Source organism: Wolbachia endosymbiont (group B) of Ablattaria laevigata (genome assembly GCF_964277395.1).
Classification (GTDB): Bacteria; Pseudomonadota; Alphaproteobacteria; order Rickettsiales; family Anaplasmataceae; genus Wolbachia.
Window position 1 is genome coordinate 1,013,673 of record NZ_OZ195519.1, and the last position, 16,552, is coordinate 1,030,224.

13 protein-coding genes are annotated in these 16,552 nt (G+C 34.8%); 9 read left to right on the plus strand and 4 right to left on the minus strand.

Features of this window, described 5'->3' with window-relative positions; translation table 11 throughout:
- Positions 1-138 precede the first annotated feature (138 nt).
- Positions 139-372: a hypothetical protein gene (locus ACICP1_RS04715; RefSeq protein WP_010402600.1), complete on the plus strand. Its 234-nt coding sequence runs from the start codon at positions 139-141 to the stop codon at positions 370-372.
- A 64-nt stretch (positions 373-436) separates the two neighbouring features.
- On the opposite strand, the gene miaB is transcribed toward ACICP1_RS04715, so the two are convergent.
- Entirely contained in the window at positions 437-1,759 is a 1,323-nt protein-coding gene (gene miaB, locus ACICP1_RS04720; protein WP_395461184.1) for a tRNA (N6-isopentenyl adenosine(37)-C2)-methylthiotransferase MiaB, read from the minus strand.
- A 669-nt stretch (positions 1,760-2,428) separates the two neighbouring features.
- Here miaB and recJ point away from each other — a divergent pair.
- Positions 2,429-4,162 carry a single-stranded-DNA-specific exonuclease RecJ gene (gene recJ / locus ACICP1_RS04725; RefSeq protein ID WP_395461185.1) on the plus strand — a complete coding sequence of 578 codons (1,734 nt, stop codon included), beginning with the start codon at positions 2,429-2,431 and terminating at the stop codon, positions 4,160-4,162.
- A gap of 18 nt (positions 4,163-4,180) precedes the next feature.
- On the opposite strand, the gene ACICP1_RS04730 is transcribed toward recJ, so the two are convergent.
- On the minus strand, positions 4,181-5,353 hold the full coding sequence (locus ACICP1_RS04730) for an NADH-quinone oxidoreductase subunit D (RefSeq protein WP_395461186.1): 1,173 nt from the start codon (positions 5,351-5,353) through the stop codon (positions 4,181-4,183).
- 41 nt (positions 5,354-5,394) lie between these two features.
- Here ACICP1_RS04730 and ACICP1_RS04735 point away from each other — a divergent pair, with 41 nt between their 5' ends.
- The 7 genes from ACICP1_RS04735 to ACICP1_RS04765 all read left to right on the plus strand — a co-directional run bounded on the left by ACICP1_RS04735 (position 5,395) and on the right by ACICP1_RS04765 (position 14,397).
- The gene (locus ACICP1_RS04735; protein ID WP_395461187.1) at positions 5,395-5,538 is read left to right on the plus strand and encodes a hypothetical protein; all 144 of its coding nucleotides are present in this window, start codon (positions 5,395-5,397) and stop codon (positions 5,536-5,538) included.
- 49 nt (positions 5,539-5,587) lie between these two features.
- The gene (locus ACICP1_RS04740; protein ID WP_265025295.1) at positions 5,588-6,109 is read left to right on the plus strand and encodes a cytochrome b; all 522 of its coding nucleotides are present in this window, start codon (positions 5,588-5,590) and stop codon (positions 6,107-6,109) included.
- Positions 6,110-6,114: 5 nt separating this feature from the next.
- Positions 6,115-7,119 carry an NAD(P)H-dependent flavin oxidoreductase gene (locus tag ACICP1_RS04745; protein WP_265025294.1) on the plus strand — a complete coding sequence of 335 codons (1,005 nt, stop codon included), beginning with the start codon at positions 6,115-6,117 and terminating at the stop codon, positions 7,117-7,119.
- A gap of 123 nt (positions 7,120-7,242) precedes the next feature.
- The gene (locus ACICP1_RS04750) at positions 7,243-8,643 is read left to right on the plus strand and encodes a DUF350 domain-containing protein (RefSeq protein WP_395461188.1); all 1,401 of its coding nucleotides are present in this window, start codon (positions 7,243-7,245) and stop codon (positions 8,641-8,643) included.
- 104 nt (positions 8,644-8,747) lie between these two features.
- Positions 8,748-9,113, plus strand: a complete 366-nt coding sequence (locus ACICP1_RS04755) for a hypothetical protein (protein WP_010402638.1) — start codon at positions 8,748-8,750, stop codon at positions 9,111-9,113.
- A 54-nt stretch (positions 9,114-9,167) separates the two neighbouring features.
- On the plus strand, positions 9,168-11,522 hold the full coding sequence (locus tag ACICP1_RS04760; RefSeq protein ID WP_264375800.1) for a type VI secretion protein: 2,355 nt from the start codon (positions 9,168-9,170) through the stop codon (positions 11,520-11,522).
- Entirely contained in the window at positions 11,503-14,397 is a 2,895-nt protein-coding gene (locus tag ACICP1_RS04765; RefSeq protein ID WP_395461189.1) for a hypothetical protein, read from the plus strand. The genes ACICP1_RS04760 and ACICP1_RS04765 overlap by 20 nt, the downstream gene beginning before the upstream one ends.
- Before the next feature lie 254 nt (positions 14,398-14,651).
- Here the strand turns inward: ACICP1_RS04765 and ACICP1_RS04770 are convergent, their stop codons facing one another.
- Positions 14,652-15,680 (minus strand): ankyrin repeat domain-containing protein, encoded by a 1,029-nt coding sequence (locus ACICP1_RS04770; protein ID WP_353281369.1) that lies wholly within the window; start codon positions 15,678-15,680, stop codon positions 14,652-14,654.
- Positions 15,681-15,770: 90 nt separating this feature from the next.
- A complete protein-coding gene (locus ACICP1_RS04775) occupies positions 15,771-16,550 on the minus strand; it encodes an SDR family oxidoreductase (RefSeq protein ID WP_007302062.1) in 780 nt (259 codons plus the stop codon).
- Between the last annotated feature and the right edge of the window lie 2 nt (positions 16,551-16,552).

Below are 16,552 nucleotides of genomic sequence, written 5' to 3' on the forward strand. Positions count from 1 at the left end.
TTTAACTGGATAAAATCAAAGAATATAGAGCTTTCTGGAAAATTACAAATCCAAAAACTCTGTTTCTATAAACATTGATAGGTGTTGACATTATTATACAGCATATTAATAAATCAGACTTATTTACTTAAGTTAAAGATGAATAAAGACAATAACAGTTGGCCTTATCAGAAATTTCACGATGCTAACAAAAATAATAGTAAAAGCAGCGTTATTTGGAGATCGCTTTCTTATGAATATAATAATTCTGGAAAGGTTGAAAAAGTACACTATCAGTGGGAAAAGAAAAAAAATCCCGCAAATCTATTATATCAAGTCTCATATGATTGCGTAACAGAGAGTTGTAGTCCCTTAAGGATTAAATCTAGATAGCTTATAAACTTATAAAAACACACAAAGTGCTTCTACATGAGACCATGGGAGCACTTTTCTCTAATTAGGCAGCGCATCCCAACAAACTATTTTGCCGAGCTTCCAATATCCTTACATTTACTATTTTATCTTTGTATTTATCGTCAGGATCATCAACGCATACTGATTGCATGTATGGGCTTTTACCAATAATTTGATTTTGGTGTTTACCTTTTTTATCACTGAATAGAACAGGAATAGTTTTTCCTATCATACTCTGATTAAATTCAAGTTGTTGCTTGCTAATTAATTCCTGTAAACGAAGAAGACGCTCTGTTTTAAACTCTTCTGGTACTTGATCTTTTCTTTCCGCCCCTGGCGTTCCTGGCCTTGGGCTATATTTAAAACTATAAGCCTGAGCGTACTTTACTTTTTCTACTAACTTCATAGTTTCCTCAAAATCTTTTTCAGTTTCTCCAGGAAAACCAACAATAAAATCAGAAGAAAATTCGATTTCAGGTTTCAATTTGCGCAATCTGTCTATTATTCCCAAATATTCCTCTGCCGTGTGTTTTCTATTCATTGCATGCAATATTTTATTCGAACCTGACTGCACAGGTAGGTGAACAAACGGCATGAGTTTTGATTCCTCCGCATGTACCAAGTAGAGAGATTCGTGCATATCTCTTGGATGAGAAGTTGTGTAGCGGATTCTTTCTAGCTTTTCAATTTTAGCAATGTGACTAATTAATTTTCCTAAATCCCACACCTCTCCTTCGCACTCTCCATGATAAGCATTAACATTTTGACCGAGCAAATTGATTTCCCTTGCCCCATTTGCAACTAACTTCAATGTTTCACGGAATATTTCATTTACTGGTCGTGAATACTCAGCCCCGCGTGTATATGGTACCACACAAAACGTACAAAATTTATCACAACCTTCTTGTATGGCAAGAAACGCAGAAGACCCCTGGCTATTGCCATAGCATTCATCTGGCAATTTATCAAACTTCGCAACTTCTGGAAAATCAGTATTTATTACATGACCTTTACTTCTGCTTGCTTTGACTATTAACTCCGGTAAAGCAGAAATACTCTGCGGACCAACAACAATATCAACAAAAGGAGCCCTTCTGAACACTTCTTCTCCCTCTGCTTGCGCTACACATCCAGCCACCACTATGGTCATTTCCTTATTTTTTTGTGATGAATGGATTCTTCCAAGCTCTGAGTAAAGCTTTTCTGCTGCCTTTTCTCTAATATGACAAGTATTTAATATCACCAAATCAGCTTGTTCTGCATCACTAACAACGTTGAACCCTAAAGGCTTAACTATATTCTCCATTAAAATGGAGTCATAAACGTTCATCTGACAGCCGTAAGTTTTAATATATAGGCCTTTCATATTTAAAATTCTTCACACAAATTCTAGCAAATTATACGAAAAACTGAATTCTAGTACAACAGCCAATAAAGATTGCTTGACAAACCTTCTCGCTTTCCTTACTCTAACAGTAGAGGTATTTTAAGAGCTCAAAAATCTATCTTCGTCTGCAGACTTTTCAGTCAATTTTTCAAAAAAAAAAAACGTAGTGTATCTTCTTCAGCACGTGTTCAAATTCTGTTGTATATGCGCTGCATTTTCTTTCTAATCTTTCAGGAGGATTTTATGTCCAGAATTCCAGATACTTAACCTTTATTCTTAAGCTAAAAACCGATTGGTACCTATGGTTTTTATAAAGAAAGTGCAAAAAATACTTTAAAGAATATGAAATAAAGGTAGAAAAGGTTTGAGTAACCAAAAACTGTTTCCAGGCATAAATTTGTTATGTATACCAAAAAGTAATTACACTAATATAATATTCACACTTATATGCTAATATAGATATAATACTAATTAAAGAGCATGTTATGCAAGAAGAAGTATCAGATTTTACAGATGCTCTTTGTCAAAATAAATGTGATTCCTTTCGAGTGACACTCTCCTATATCTTTCTTTAGGTTATACAGAAGTCTAACACAATTATAGAACAAGCGTAAAAGTTCTGGTAAAGTAGTTTTATTTACAAAAAATATGCTACTTGATATTGAAAAACGCAGCATAACAAATGCACTGTGGAAGTTACAAAAAGCAGATCAAAGGGAGATTTTTACTCTTATACAGAGATTTGAGTTGCCAGAAATATTAGCAAGAATATTAGTTGCTCGTGGTGTTAACATAGAAAATGCACATGACTTCTTACACCCACTAATCAGATCGCTATTACCAGATCCCTTTCACCTCCTTGATATGGATAAAGCTGTTTCTCACATAATAAAAGCAATAAACAATAATGAGAATATTGCAATATTTGGTGATTACGATGTTGATGGTGCAACGTCATCAGCATTGATTAATAGGTACCTAAGAGCGATTGGGACACACTCTATAATCTATATTCCAGATCGTGTTGATGAGGGCTATGGATTGAACACAGATGCTTTATTACAACTTAAAAAGAATGGTATTGATTTATGTATTTCTGTTGATTGCGGTACGCTTGCATATCAACCAATAGAAGATGCAAAAGTCTTTGGACTTGATATTATAGTTGTCGACCATCACCTTGGAACAGAAAAATTACCAAGTGCTGTAGCAGTTGTTAATCCCAACCGCCTTGATGAGAGCTCTCCTTATAATAACTTAGCAGCAGTTGGAGTGTCATTTCTGCTAATTGTTGCTCTTAACAGAATCCTACGTGAGCAAGGATTTTTTACCAACAAAAAAGAACCAGATTTATTTGATCTACTGGATTTGGTTGCTCTTGGAACTGTTTGCGATGTTATGCAGATTACAGGCCTAAATAGGGCTTTTGTTTTACAAGGATTAAAAGTTATGTCAGCAAGAAAAAATGTTGGCTTACGTGTTTTGTTTGACGCTTTGGGAATCCTTGAAAAACCAAGTGTTTCACGATTAGGGTTTAGCATTGGACCGTGCATAAATGCCGGAGGAAGAATTGGAGAAGCATCGCTCGGTGCAAGGTTGCTTTCCACCGATGATGATGCACATTCAATCGCGCTAAAACTAATAGATTTGAATAATGCAAGAAAAATGCTAGAAAATGAGGCTATTTTGGAAGCCACAACACAAGCGGAAAATTTTGCCCACTTAGGTGTAAATTTTATAATGGTAAGTGGTAATTGGCACCAGGGAATAATTGGTATCATTGCATCAAGACTAAAAGAGCAGTTTCACTTACCAACGATAGTGATATCTTTAAACAATGGAATAGGAAAAGCAAGCTGTAGGTCAATTTCTGGAGTAGATATTGGTGCTGCGGTTCTTTCTGCAAAATTTACCAACCTAATCATTGAAGGTGGTGGTCACAGTATGGCAGCAGGATTTTCGATTGAAGAAGATAAAATAAGTGATCTACATGATTTTTTTACTGAAAGATTTGCAAACTCCACAAACGATAAAACTATAAAAGCTGATGGTATAGTAACAGCTAAAGCAATAAACTTATCCCTTTGGAATCAACTGCAGCGCTTAGAGCCATTTGGAGCTGGCAATCCTGAACCAAGATTCATCATTCAAGGGGCAAAGATAAGAAAGCCGGAAGTTATAGGAGTTGACCATATAAAATGTTTTATTGCTGACGATAATGTTATGGTCAAAGCTATTGCGTTTCGCTGTGCAAATACTGAGCTCGGCTCTGCTATTATGCAGGGTAATGTTAAAGCCATTTTGGGTAAAATCTCTATGAATTACTGGAATGGCAATGAATTTATACAATTTATGATAGAAGATGTCTTAACCATTAGTTAAGTTACTATTTTAAAATAATTACCTATCAATCTCACCAAAGACTATGTCGAGTGAACCGATAATTGCTGCAATGTCAGCAAGCATGTGTCCTTTTGCCATGAAATCTAAGGCCTGTAAATGCGCAAAGCCAGGTGCTCTTATTCGACATCTATAAGGTCTATTGGTACCATCTGAAACTATATATACTCCAAACTCACCTTTTGGCGCTTCAACAGCCACATATGCCTCACCTTCTGGCACATGATATCCTTCTGAATAAAGCTTAAAATGATGAATCATAGCCTCCATAGATTCTTTCATTTCTGCTCTTGGCGGTGGAGAAATTTTTCTATCTTCAGTTTTTATTGGCCCTTCAGGTATCTTCTCTACGCATTGCTTCACCAAGCTGATAGATTGCCTAATCTCCGCCATTCTTACTAAATAACGGTCATAACAGTCACCATTTTGGCCAATTGGTATATCAAAATCTAGCTGATCATATATCTCATATGGCTGGCTTTTTCGCAGATCCCAAGCAAGCCCAGCAGCACGGAGCATTGGTCCACTAAAGCCCCAATCAAGCGCCTGTTTTATTGATATTTCACTAATTCCTACAGTGCGTTGCTTCCATATCCTATTTTCCGTTAAAAGTTCATCAACATCATCTATATACTTTGGAAATTGCTCTATAAATTTTGCAATATCTTCAATCAAACCTTCTGGGATATCTGCTGCAAGTCCACCTGGCCTTATATAAGCTGCGTGAAATCTTGCACCTGAGGCCCTTTCATAGAACTCGAGTATTTTTTCTCTCTCTTCAAAGAGCCATAAAAGAGGGGTCATCGCCCCAACATCAAGTGCTTGAGAAGAGATATTTAGTAAATGATTTAGTATTCTTGTCAGCTCACAAAACAAAACACGCAAATATTTTGCTCTAATTGGAATTTCACATTGCAACAATTTCTCTACACACAACGAATATGCATGCTCTTGTGACATTGGCGACACATAATCAAGGCGGTCAAAATAAGGCAGAGCTTGAAGATATGTTTTATGTTCTATCAATTTTTCAGTGCCACGGTGCAAAAGCCCAATATGGGGGTCTGCTCTCTCGATCACTTCACCATCCATCTCTAAAACAAGTCGTAGCACCCCATGTGCAGCTGGGTGCTGAGGACCAAAATTTAGCATCATTGTCTTTAGATCAGGCATGCTTTGGTAGTTTAAGGTACTGAAATTGTATAGGATAAAATGTGTTTAAAGTCAATACAATAGAAAAACTCTCAAAAAGTTCACCATCTCCTTATGATCTGATAGACAATGTTTATGTGTCACATACAATTATTGCACTTATGTTGATCAAGGCAGCGAAATTATGTATAGATAATTTTGATTGAGAAATAGTTTTTCTACTATATAAATTCTACTTTAGAGTAATCAAAATTAATGAAAGACAATAAATATAGTTTAGGTTTAAGGATCATTCATTGGTTAATGTCTGCTCTTATTATTGGTATGCTTTGTTCTGGACTGTACATGAAAAGTTTGCCGATTAGCAGTGAAATTAAATTCAGCATATACGCTATTCATAAGGCTTGTGGCATCACCGTTCTTGGATTAATTATAGTACGTATATTTTTTCGCGTCTTTACTTATGTTCCGCCATTACCAGCAAATTTTTCTCGATTTGTAATCAACGCGAGCAAAACGGTACACTTTGGTTTGTATGCTTTGATGATGCTAATGCCACTATCTGGTTATGTCATGTCTTCTGCTTCTAGTAAAGAGATCAAATATTTTGTTCATATCCCTTTGTTAATCAATGAAAACAAAGAGCTAGCTAGTGCAGCTAATCAGCTACATTCGATACTTGCGTATTTTATGGTACTCTTTATAGTCTTACATATACTTGGCGCTTTGAAACATACATTCATAGATAAACAAAACATTTTTAAACGTATGATATAGGCTATATGTTGAGCAAGCTTTGGAAGAAAGGAACGAATTTTCTCGGTAGTGAATTTTCAATAATGGGTGGTGCTATGAGCTGGGTTTCAGAGAGAAATTTGGTTTCAGCAATCTCAAATGCTGGTGGATTTGGCGTGATTGCTTGCGGTGCAATGTTTCCAGACTTACTGAAAAAAGAAATCATAGAGACACAGAAATTAACTAACAAACCATTTGGTGTAAATCTAATTACTATGCACCCAAAGTTGAGTGAGTTGATAGATGTGTGCATTGAAACGAAAGTAAGCCATATAGTGCTTGCCGGTGGACTACCAACGAAGCCTAATATAGAAAAAATCAAGAGTGCGGGCATTGAAGTTATGTGTTTTGCACCAGCATTAAGCCTCGCGAAAAGGTTAGTAAAAATGGGAGTAGATGCGTTAATAATAGAAGGTATGGAAGCAGGAGGACATATCGGTCCTGTTAGCACTTCTGTTCTCGCACAGGAGATATTACCTCATTTTAAAAATGAGAAAACACCGGTGTTTGTTGCAGGTGGAATAGGAAGAGGTGAAATGATAGTGAACTACCTAGAAATGGGAGCAAGTGGCTGTCAAATAGGTACATTATTTGTCTGCACGAATGAGTCAATCGCTCACAAAAATTTTAAAGAAGTATTCATCAAATCAGCTGCGCGTAATGCTGTATCTTCTGTGCAGATTAGTGCTGATTTCCCTGTAATTCCAGTAAGAGCTATAGTTAACAAAGCAAGTGATGATTTTATGAAGCATCAAAGAGACATTATCGATAAATATCAAAATGGAAAGATCTCAAAAGAAAATGGGCAGCTTGAAATAGAAAAGTTCTGGGCTGGAGCCTTAAGAAGGGCAGTAATTGATGGAGATGTTGAAACAGGATCTTTAATGGCTGGTCAAAGTGTTGGCATGGTTGATAGAGAAAAGCCTGTAAAAGAAGTAATAGATATGCTAGTTCAACAGGCAAGCAATTATGTTGAAATGCAAAATCAGTAATCAGCAAAGAAAATAGTTAGCAAATTGCTATAATTATCCGTAATAAGGCATAACTGCCCAGTTTTAATGTAAAATTAACGCTAAAGAGGTATTCATACATTTTATTTGTATGAGAGGAATGTTATGCTAGGTACTTTAAAAAAATCTAGAAGTAATGATTTACCTTATCAAATAGAAGAGCTTATTCAATCTTTGAGTAATGAAGAAGATCGTAAACTGTTCACCAATATATACAAAAAGGTCACAAAAAAAAGACATAATCATGAAAATCTAAAAAAGGAAGATGGAACTATCAAAAAATGCATAGAGTTGTTCAACAATGGAGCTGATCCTAACGTATTAATTCAATTCGAAAAATTACTGAGAGAGCAAGAAGAATATCAAAAATACTATAATTATTACACCGAGAAATTTCTTCCAGCATTGGAAAAAGAAGTGATAGAGTCAGAGGAATTAATGAAACCTTCAGTACTTAACAATGAAGAAAAATCATCACAAAGATCACCAACAAGAAGAGGAAAAATATTAGGAATAATTTTAGAGATTACAGGGATTACTAATAAAAGTAGTGACAAAAATCATTCTAGTAGCACTATTCAAAATCAAAAAAGTCGTAAAAACAATCAAACAGATAGGCAAGATAATGCTATGGGATTATTTAAGAAAAAAAGTTTTCCTGCTGAAGTTCCAAATTCTACAAGTTCGGACATGACTCCTCAGGAAGAGGATTCTGCAGGCAAGGGTGTAAGTGGAATAGGAATCTCTGGAACATATAATTCCTTGAGAAGTTTAGATAGTTATGATGCTTCAACAGTTCCTACATTAAAACAATCGCAAGCAAAAAAAGAAAGCGCACAATCGCAATTGAATGGCTTCTCTAGCCAATTTTGTGAGGATTTAGAAAATAAAAACCCTAGTACAACTGCAGATCCTGTAGAAGTGCCAAGAGGTACAAATACTTCTAAACTCAGTAGTAGTAGTGATTTAGATAGTGAAATGGGTTCACGTGAACTGAGTAAAGAAAGTTTGAAATCACCAGTAAGTAAAAGAAAGAGCAGCGTAAACTCTGCTGTAGAGAATCATGACCTACAAGAAGTAACTAAGAACCTACAGATTGAAGAAGAAGAGCGAGAGGTGTCATTCCAGCACGTGATGCTGGAATCCAGGAAAAAAGAAAATATGGATCAAGTTACTCAAATGACAAGCAATCAGAAAAAAGATTCAGTGCAATTCGAAAAAAAAGAGGAGAAAATTGTTTTAAATAAACAAGAAGCTGATAATTATGAAAATAATAGTAAAAACAAAAATCTTCACGTCGCACTTGTAACAAGTTCTGCTCTCTTAGCAATAGGGTGCATTGTTGCAGGAGCAATGACATCAGGATTAGTAGGAGCAGGACTGTTTGTGGTGGCTGCAGTGTTTGCTACAGCAGCTGCTGCTGAATTTTGTTCAAATATTCTGTCAAGTAAATTGACATCCATTAGTGTGAGTCCTCTTGTTGATAATAAAGAGCTAACACGGTGATAAAAGTTAAATATGCGTTACTTATGGTGAGTAAGTAAATTCGGTTCTTGCCTATTGATGTAAAAATTGTTACAGTTAAGGAGTATCTTAAAGGTATTTAGCTGATGCGTATTCAATTGGGTAGAGTTTTTGCTATTGTAGCCCTGTTAAGTTTTATCTTCATGTCATGTTCTAGCAAAGCAAGTGATGAATTGAAAAATATACCAGGAACGTTGAAAGAACTTATTTCTTCATTTTCAGTTAAAGATACTATGGAAAATATGAATCCTTCGACAATTATAGGGTTATGTATAGCTACAGTGATACTTGCAGTAGTGTTCAGAGGTCTAATTTTCTTCATGATACTGTTTGGTGTACTGATCATGATGTTTGGGAGTACAGAAAAAGCAACAGATTACTTGAAAGAAAAATTCAACTTTGCAAAAGATATAAAATTACAGCCCGACAGCGAAAAAAAAGATAAAAATTAAGATAGTATTTTTATGTTTTTTAATTATCTTTTTATTGAATACACATAATGTTGTATGCAACCAAAAGTACCGGCCACTAGCTCTAATTCTGAAAAAAAGAACAATTTAGCGTTACTAGAAAGTATTAATTTAGATTTTATCCCTTATGCTTGCCACTACGATGAAGAAACTATACTAACAAAACAGGGGGAATTGTTAAAAATAATCAAGTTAGAAGACTATTCTTCAGTTGATAACTATGGTGATCTTAGAACTGAAATTAGAAAAAGTATATCAAAAAATATCCAGAGTTTATATTTTACAGTTTGGATTCACACTGTCCGTAAGCGCAATAAACTGAGCTTACAGTGGAATAAAACTGCAGACTTTTCCGATCAGCTACACTCAACGTGGTTTAATAAACTAGTTGATAGTAAACTACAGTATATAAATGAGTTATACATTGTGGTGTTACTTAGTGATTTTGGCAAACATATTAATAATGCATTTTTTTTTGGCAGGATAAAGAATAGGCACAAGTTATTTTTACAAAAAAATCATCAAGAATTACAAAAAATAACTGACCTTATTCAAAAAGATTTAGAACCTTTTGGAGCTAAAAAACTGGGCCTTAGATCTAGTGAAGGCAAAATATATTCTCAAATGATGGAATTTCTCCATTACATTATTACATTAACGCACAAAGATTATCCAATATGTGAAAGGGATCTATCGCAGCATGTGAAAAACCTAAAAGTAGCTTTTGGTTTCAATAAATTTCAAACATCGTTTGAAGGTCAACAGAAGTTTGGTTCTATTTTTTGCATAAAGGAATATCGAGAAATCCCCTTAGAAAATATAGATAGGTGTTTGCAACTTGACTCTGAGCTTATCATCACAGAAATAATAATATTTACTAGTAATAATAAAGCAGTAAAAGAATTCAAAAAACAAATTAATATACTGCAAATCAGTGAGGACAATACCTTACTTCAAAACTCAGGAATAAATGAAATAATAGAGCTTGAAAAAATTTCTGCTATGGATTTTTGTCAACAGAAAATTATTGTTACAATCTTTGCAGATGATAAGAATAGGTTAGCTAAAAATATCAGCGATTTATCCTCTGTAATGTCGTTAATCGGGTTGATGATGTTTAGAACTGATCTGCACATGGAAAATCATTTTTGGGCACAGCTTCCTGGAAACTTTGCTTTTGTTACACAACCAAAAAATATATTAGAAAAATATGCTTGCAGCTTTGCTATGTTGCATGATTTTACATCAGGTACGTTAAAAGGAGGAAGATGGAAAGAAGCAGTAACAGTTTTTTTTTCAAAAAAAGGCAGTCCTTACTTTTTTAACTTTCATGGAAAGAAAAATAATGGTCATACCACAATACTTGGAGCTCCAAATTCAGGTAGAACCTCACTGATCAATTTCTTACTTTCGGAATCAAGAAAATTTAACCCTAGGATTGTTATATTGGATAATACTGGAAAATCAATAATATTTACTAAAGCAGTAAGCGGCCAATATTACATAATTGATCCAAAATATAAAGATAAAAGTCTAAAATTTAACCCACTGAACATTGAAGATAGTGCTTCTAATCGCAATATGCTTGTTGAATTGATCAAAAGGATGGTTGCAGATGCAAGTTTGGTAGACGTAGAAGAAAAGACAAAAAAAATTGTAGATTCTATATTTGCTATACCAAGAGAATCGCGATCTATTTCTCAAATTTCTGAAGTGCTTTTACTTCTTGGAGGCAAAATAAGTAAATGGTGTGGTGAAGGTGAATTTGCTTACTTATTCCAAGATGGTGATGAGTCAGATATTGACTGGGGAACAAAAACTATATCCCTCAATACTGCAAATCTCACTAAGCAAAAAGAATGTATGTCCGTGATACTTTACTATTTCTTATACTCTTTCGAAGCAAAATGTGATGGCTCACCTGCAATACTTGTTTTGGATGAAGCATGGGAGATAAGTAATATTTTTCCTACAGAGGGAGAGTTTGACGACTGGATGCAAAGAATGACAAAGTTAAATGTTGTAGTAATTCTAAGTACTGAAAACTTAAACCTAGCATTTGCTAGCAAGTTTACTCAATATTTAGATAAGCATGTCGATACGAGAATCCTGATGCCGAACATAAATGCAAACAGGTTATACATGAAAGCATTTTCTCTGTCGAAAGAGGAACTGAATGTCATTTTGCAAACACCAACACAGGAAGGTTTATTTTTGATAAAGCAATACAAAGGTTTAGTAACTTTAAATCTAGATTTGAAGAATATGAAAGAAATACATGTACTTTCAGCTAATAAAGAGACTATAAAGTATATGTATGAAGCAATAAAGGAAAAAGGCGAAAAAGTGAGTAAGTGGTTACCGGCGTTCTATGAAAAATGTAAAGCTTAATTTTTTATTGATATTCTCCTTGATATTTTGTCTTTCTTATCAAGGATATGCTGATTGTCCGTATTTTGTAAAGAGCAATACTGAACTTGAGGTTGTAGGAAATAAAACAGGAAAAGGTATTGCAAATTTTTTTAAAGGCAAGTGGAGCGATTTAGACTTTGACAAAAAATTATTGCAATTTATTAAAGTTACAGCAGTAAATAATCAGGGACCAGAAGGTTACTTCGATCCAAAGATTAAGGTCTGCAATTACGAAGGGAACGACAACTGTTATATATTATCCAGTGGAACATCTTGCCACAAAATATATGGCACACAAGCCACAGGTGCTGGAGTTTCTGCAGCAGCTTTTATCGATTGGGAAGGAGATAAAATGTTAGCTGATGGAACAATTAAGACAGATAACAGTAAAGAAATCAAAGAAGGAATTGCGAAACGCCTTGAATGGGAATGGGCAGATGGTGTTACTGATGAAGAAAAAGTAAAATTTGTTAATGCCCCTAAAATATGCGCTTGTAGTCAAAAGGGGGCTTGTATGTCAGGAATTTCTTCATGGGGCTCTAGAGTATTTTCTGGGGAAAATATTTTTCGTCCTGGAGAGATGGAAAAAGCTTGTGATACATGCTATCAAACAAAAGTAAAGTGTGCCCCTGTGCAACTTGCACCTGGTCCACCTCCATTTTGTGAACAACTTGCAATGTCACCACCACAAGTTAGAATTGTTCCTATAACAAATGAAGAAAATGATTATTTCCATCCAAGAGTTGGAGTCATTATTGGTGAGCTGAAAGAAAGAAGGGAGCTACCTTTTCCGCGCGGTTTTTCAAATAGTGAGAATACTCCAATTTATCCATTTACTATTAAAGATACTATCCATTATCTCAAAACCTATAGAAAAAAAGGTCAGCTCTGCGCTGAATACTATGGTACTGAGGAAGAAGAGTCCGAAAGAAAATTACAATTTCCTGCTCGCTGCTTCCCAGCGCCACCTGCTCCAAAGATTGAAGAAGTGAGCATACCAAAGCCTAATGAGGGTAAAGGCGAAAATACGCTAAAAGTAAAAATGAAAATGAGTGAGAACGTTTGTACTTATGACGCACGTGGAACTCACAGTAATGGCATCTGTACTTTTTATGTTAATAAAAATTCTCCTACATATGTTGGCCATCTACCTTTAAAAGTAGTAAAGCCAGCAATAGTGGCAAAAACAACTGATAGCAGTAACAGTAAAAGCGACATCGATAGCGTAATAGAAGGTATATTAAAAAATAATTCGCAATTTGAAGTTCTAGAAAAATATGGGTATGTTCCCGATATCGAAGCAGAATGTAAAGAGCTTCAGAATGGTAAGTGCAAACTAGATGGCTCAGGATATCCAAAAGTAGAAATAAAATATAAAGAAAATTCTAAAAGTAAAATGCTCTGCCTTTCTGGGTGGCAACCAGAACCAGAGGAGTTTGTTCTTGAAAAAGGAAGTGAGCTAATATCGCTAAAATCAATGGGGGCAAGATACAATAAATACAATACTGTTTATTCAAAGGAGTCTGATCAGCTTTATTATTTTCCCTGTAACGAAACAATTGAGGTTTTAGCAAAGCCACAAGATGCACTGAATGAAATAATATTTAATAAAAAAGGATATATTTCCATTCCTGCTGAAAATAAGTCTAGAGATAACTGCATGGCAAAAGAGGATAAAGAGGTAGATACAAAACAAAATTGTGACAAATGCAAAATAGTATATGAGTTAACAGATGGAAAGTATGAAGAAAAAAACTGTAATCACGGTGATGATGGTTGCCTCTGCTTTGATGGAGTATGTAGTCGCTCAACACAGTATGTAGATAAGAATGATAAACTATTTTACTTAAGATATGAAGAAGTGGATTGCAAGGATAAGGATGGTAAAACAGTAAAAAACGAGAAAGGTGAAATACAAAAGTGCACACAATTAAAAAATCAACCGATTAAAGCAAATAGAACAGAAGTCTTTTATGCTGATAAATTGTGTAGGTTCGATTTAGAGGGTTTAAAAAAGAGATTACGTGAAATAATAATAGCACAATTGAAACATAAGAAGCAGATTATTGAAAACAGGGATCAAAAACTTTATGAGCTTGGAGATGGCTATACAGATGATCTGTCAATGTATGATTACGTTGAAATAGAAGCATGGGGAGGTGGTGAAGCTGGTCATATAGCTGATAAAGCTCAGTCTACTGTAAGTAGACTAGGAATGCCAGGTGATTACATTAAAGCTAAACTAAAAATCAACCCCAATTATCCCTATATTAAAGTAAAAGTGACAGAAGGAGGTGGTGGACAAGAAGATGATGAATCTAACAAGGATGGGGGACCAACTTTAATAAAAATGTGCAGAGACTCTTCAGAAACAATTTGTAAAGATTTAATTACTGTTGCAGGCGGAGGTACATACAGAACCTATGGGGGAAAGAATTACAAAGATACAATAATTCATGAACAAAGTTTAAAATTAAAAGAAGAAATTAAGAAAGGGGACAAGCTAAACTCTAGTAAAGATAATAAAATAGCATATATAGAAAATGGTGAGATTGGGTATAAAGATGTAACAAAATGTAGTAAAAACTACGTGAATAAAACATATGGTGCTGGTGGTTGTATCAACGAAAGCAGCAAAAGTTATAGCAAGGGCGCTCCTGGTTACGCAAACATTAAACCTATATTTGATGAAATTAATAAAGAAAGAGTAAAAAAAATAGATGATGCTATTGAAAAAATGATACAAAATCCAGATGACATCACAGGTATTGATGATTCCTTAATAAATAAACTTGATAAAAAGATTATTGATACAATTAAAGAAGAAATTAGAAAAGAATTGTTAGGTCTATAGTCAAAGAACCCTGATGGTTGCAAATGGGGTAAAGTTGAATTTACATCACTGAGAGTATCTGTTCAGGTGCATGTCAAACCAGTGTTTCTTTTCTTGTATCTCAGTTCCCATAATGTCATCCCAGTGCGTGACACCCATTTCTTTCTAGTGCTTCCTTCCTTGTCATCACAGCTTCCATAATGTCATTCCAGTGCTTGACACTGGAATCCATGTAAATTTAACTGGACGCCAATGTCACAAACTAGTTTTCTCATCTATCTTATTTTGCTACTCTGCTGAACAGATACGTCAATTTTATCTACTGATGAGCTAGGTTTGTTGTTCTTCACATGTTGTGACAAAAGCTCCTTAACTCCTTTTTTCACAAGAAGTACTGAATTTGTATCCTTTTCAAGCATAAAAACTGTAGAGTTTTCAATTATCTCAGCTATTTGTAAAGGAGTATCTCCTGAATGGTTTTTAATATTAGCATCAGCTCCTTTTGCTAATAGTAATCTTGCTATTTCTTTGCGGCCTGTTATAGCTGCTATATGTAGAGGTGTATTGCCAATCTTATCGCCAATATTGACATTTATTCCTTCTATACTAAGTAATAACTCAACTATTTTCTTATGGCCATTCTTGATAGCTACACTTAAAGGATCTCTATCGACATTACAGCCATTGACCTTAGCACCATTATCAAGAAGCAACTTGACTACTGCTTCATGCCCATTCTGAGCAGCTAGATACAAGGGTGTGACATTATTTTTTTTATCTACTATGTTAACATCAGCATTTTTTGTGCTAATTAATAGTTCAACTATTTCAGTATGTCCGTTCTGAGAGGCTAAGTACAGAGCTGTTATACCAAATTCATTGTCTTTAGCATCAATCTCAATTTCTTGAGTATTAAGTAACACCTTTACAACTTCTACAAGTCCATTTTGAGCAGCAATATGTAAAGGTGTCTTACCATCAGTACAGTCTTTTATATTGGGATCAGCTCCCGCTTTAATTAACTCCTCTACTATAGCTTTGCTTTTAGCTACAACAGCAAAGTGTAAAACTGTACTGCCTTTAGTAGTTCTTGCATGAATATTAGCTTCTTTACTGATTAGTAACTTTACTACGTCTAAATGTCCTGAATAAACAGCAAAATGCAAGGCTGTAAATCCTTTTTTATCCTTGATATTGATATCAGTTTTTACATTAAGTAATAACCTAACTTCATTTATGTTACCATTATAAGCGGCTTGATGTAATAGAATATTTTCAACCGGGAGCGATTGATTGCTGAACATATTTACCTCTATATAATAGTATGCCTAGTGGTACTACATCAAAACAAGGAACATTCAAGAAAAATTTTTGCATCTGGCAATCTATTTTCTCTATTCTAATATATACAAACTCTTTAAACCCACCTTGTAATCAGGATAAACTAGAGAGACACCAAGGTCTTTTTTAATTTTAGTATTGCTTACTTTTTTTGACCCTAAATAAAAACCCCGTGCGTAATTTGGTACGGAAGAAATCTCAACTGGCTCTGGAGGGCTAATATTGAGAAGCTCGGCTGCATACGTGACCACTTCAGATTGCGTAGCAGGTAAATCATCTGCACAATTGTATATCTCATAAGGCTTTATATTTTGCATGGAAGAAAATAAAATATTCGATATATCTTCAACATGAACACGAGAAAAAATTTTTTTCACATTTCTTGCTTTGCCAAGCTGCAGGTCAATTAGCGCATTTCTACCAGGACCATATATCCCAGCCAAACGAAAAATATGTACAGGCAATTTGCTACTTAGCCACTTCTTTTCAGACTCAAGGCGCTTTTCTCCTCTAATTTCTATAGGCTTTGTTTCAGATTCCTCATTCACCCAATTACCACAGTGGTCACCATAAACATTAGTTGCAGACAGATAACCAAGCCATTTAATATTCTCCAGACAATGACCGTATCTCTCCATAACATCATCGCCGTCTGGAGGAATAGAAACTAAAACATGCGTTACGCTTTTAAGCAGATCTTGATCAACCTTTTCATAATCAAAAAGTTGTATATCTTTATTTCTTGATGTACCGTTAACTTTCCAGCCTAAATTTAGCAATTTTTTCGATAGAAATTTAGCTACATATCCGTAACCAAAGCAAAACAAGTGCATGG

Coding starts and splice junctions, on each gene's coding strand:
- ACICP1_RS04730 (WP_395461186.1), bottom strand. CDS start 5,353: ATGCCTGATCTAAAGACAATGATGCTAAATTTTGGTCCTCAGCACCCA.
- ACICP1_RS04775 (WP_007302062.1), bottom strand. CDS start 16,550: ATGCACTTGTTTTGCTTTGGTTACGGATATGTAGCTAAATTTCTATCG.
- ACICP1_RS04765 (WP_395461189.1), top strand. CDS start 11,503: ATGAAAAATGTAAAGCTTAATTTTTTATTGATATTCTCCTTGATATTT.
- ACICP1_RS04755 (WP_010402638.1), top strand. CDS start 8,748: ATGCGTATTCAATTGGGTAGAGTTTTTGCTATTGTAGCCCTGTTAAGT.
- ACICP1_RS04745 (WP_265025294.1), top strand. CDS start 6,115: ATGTTGAGCAAGCTTTGGAAGAAAGGAACGAATTTTCTCGGTAGTGAA.
- recJ (WP_395461185.1), top strand. CDS start 2,429: ATGCTACTTGATATTGAAAAACGCAGCATAACAAATGCACTGTGGAAG.
- ACICP1_RS04740 (WP_265025295.1), top strand. CDS start 5,588: ATGAAAGACAATAAATATAGTTTAGGTTTAAGGATCATTCATTGGTTA.
- miaB (WP_395461184.1), bottom strand. CDS start 1,759: ATGAAAGGCCTATATATTAAAACTTACGGCTGTCAGATGAACGTTTAT.
- ACICP1_RS04760 (WP_264375800.1), top strand. CDS start 9,168: ATGCAACCAAAAGTACCGGCCACTAGCTCTAATTCTGAAAAAAAGAAC.
- ACICP1_RS04715 (WP_010402600.1), top strand. CDS start 139: ATGAATAAAGACAATAACAGTTGGCCTTATCAGAAATTTCACGATGCT.
- ACICP1_RS04770 (WP_353281369.1), bottom strand. CDS start 15,680: ATGTTCAGCAATCAATCGCTCCCGGTTGAAAATATTCTATTACATCAA.
- ACICP1_RS04750 (WP_395461188.1), top strand. CDS start 7,243: ATGCTAGGTACTTTAAAAAAATCTAGAAGTAATGATTTACCTTATCAA.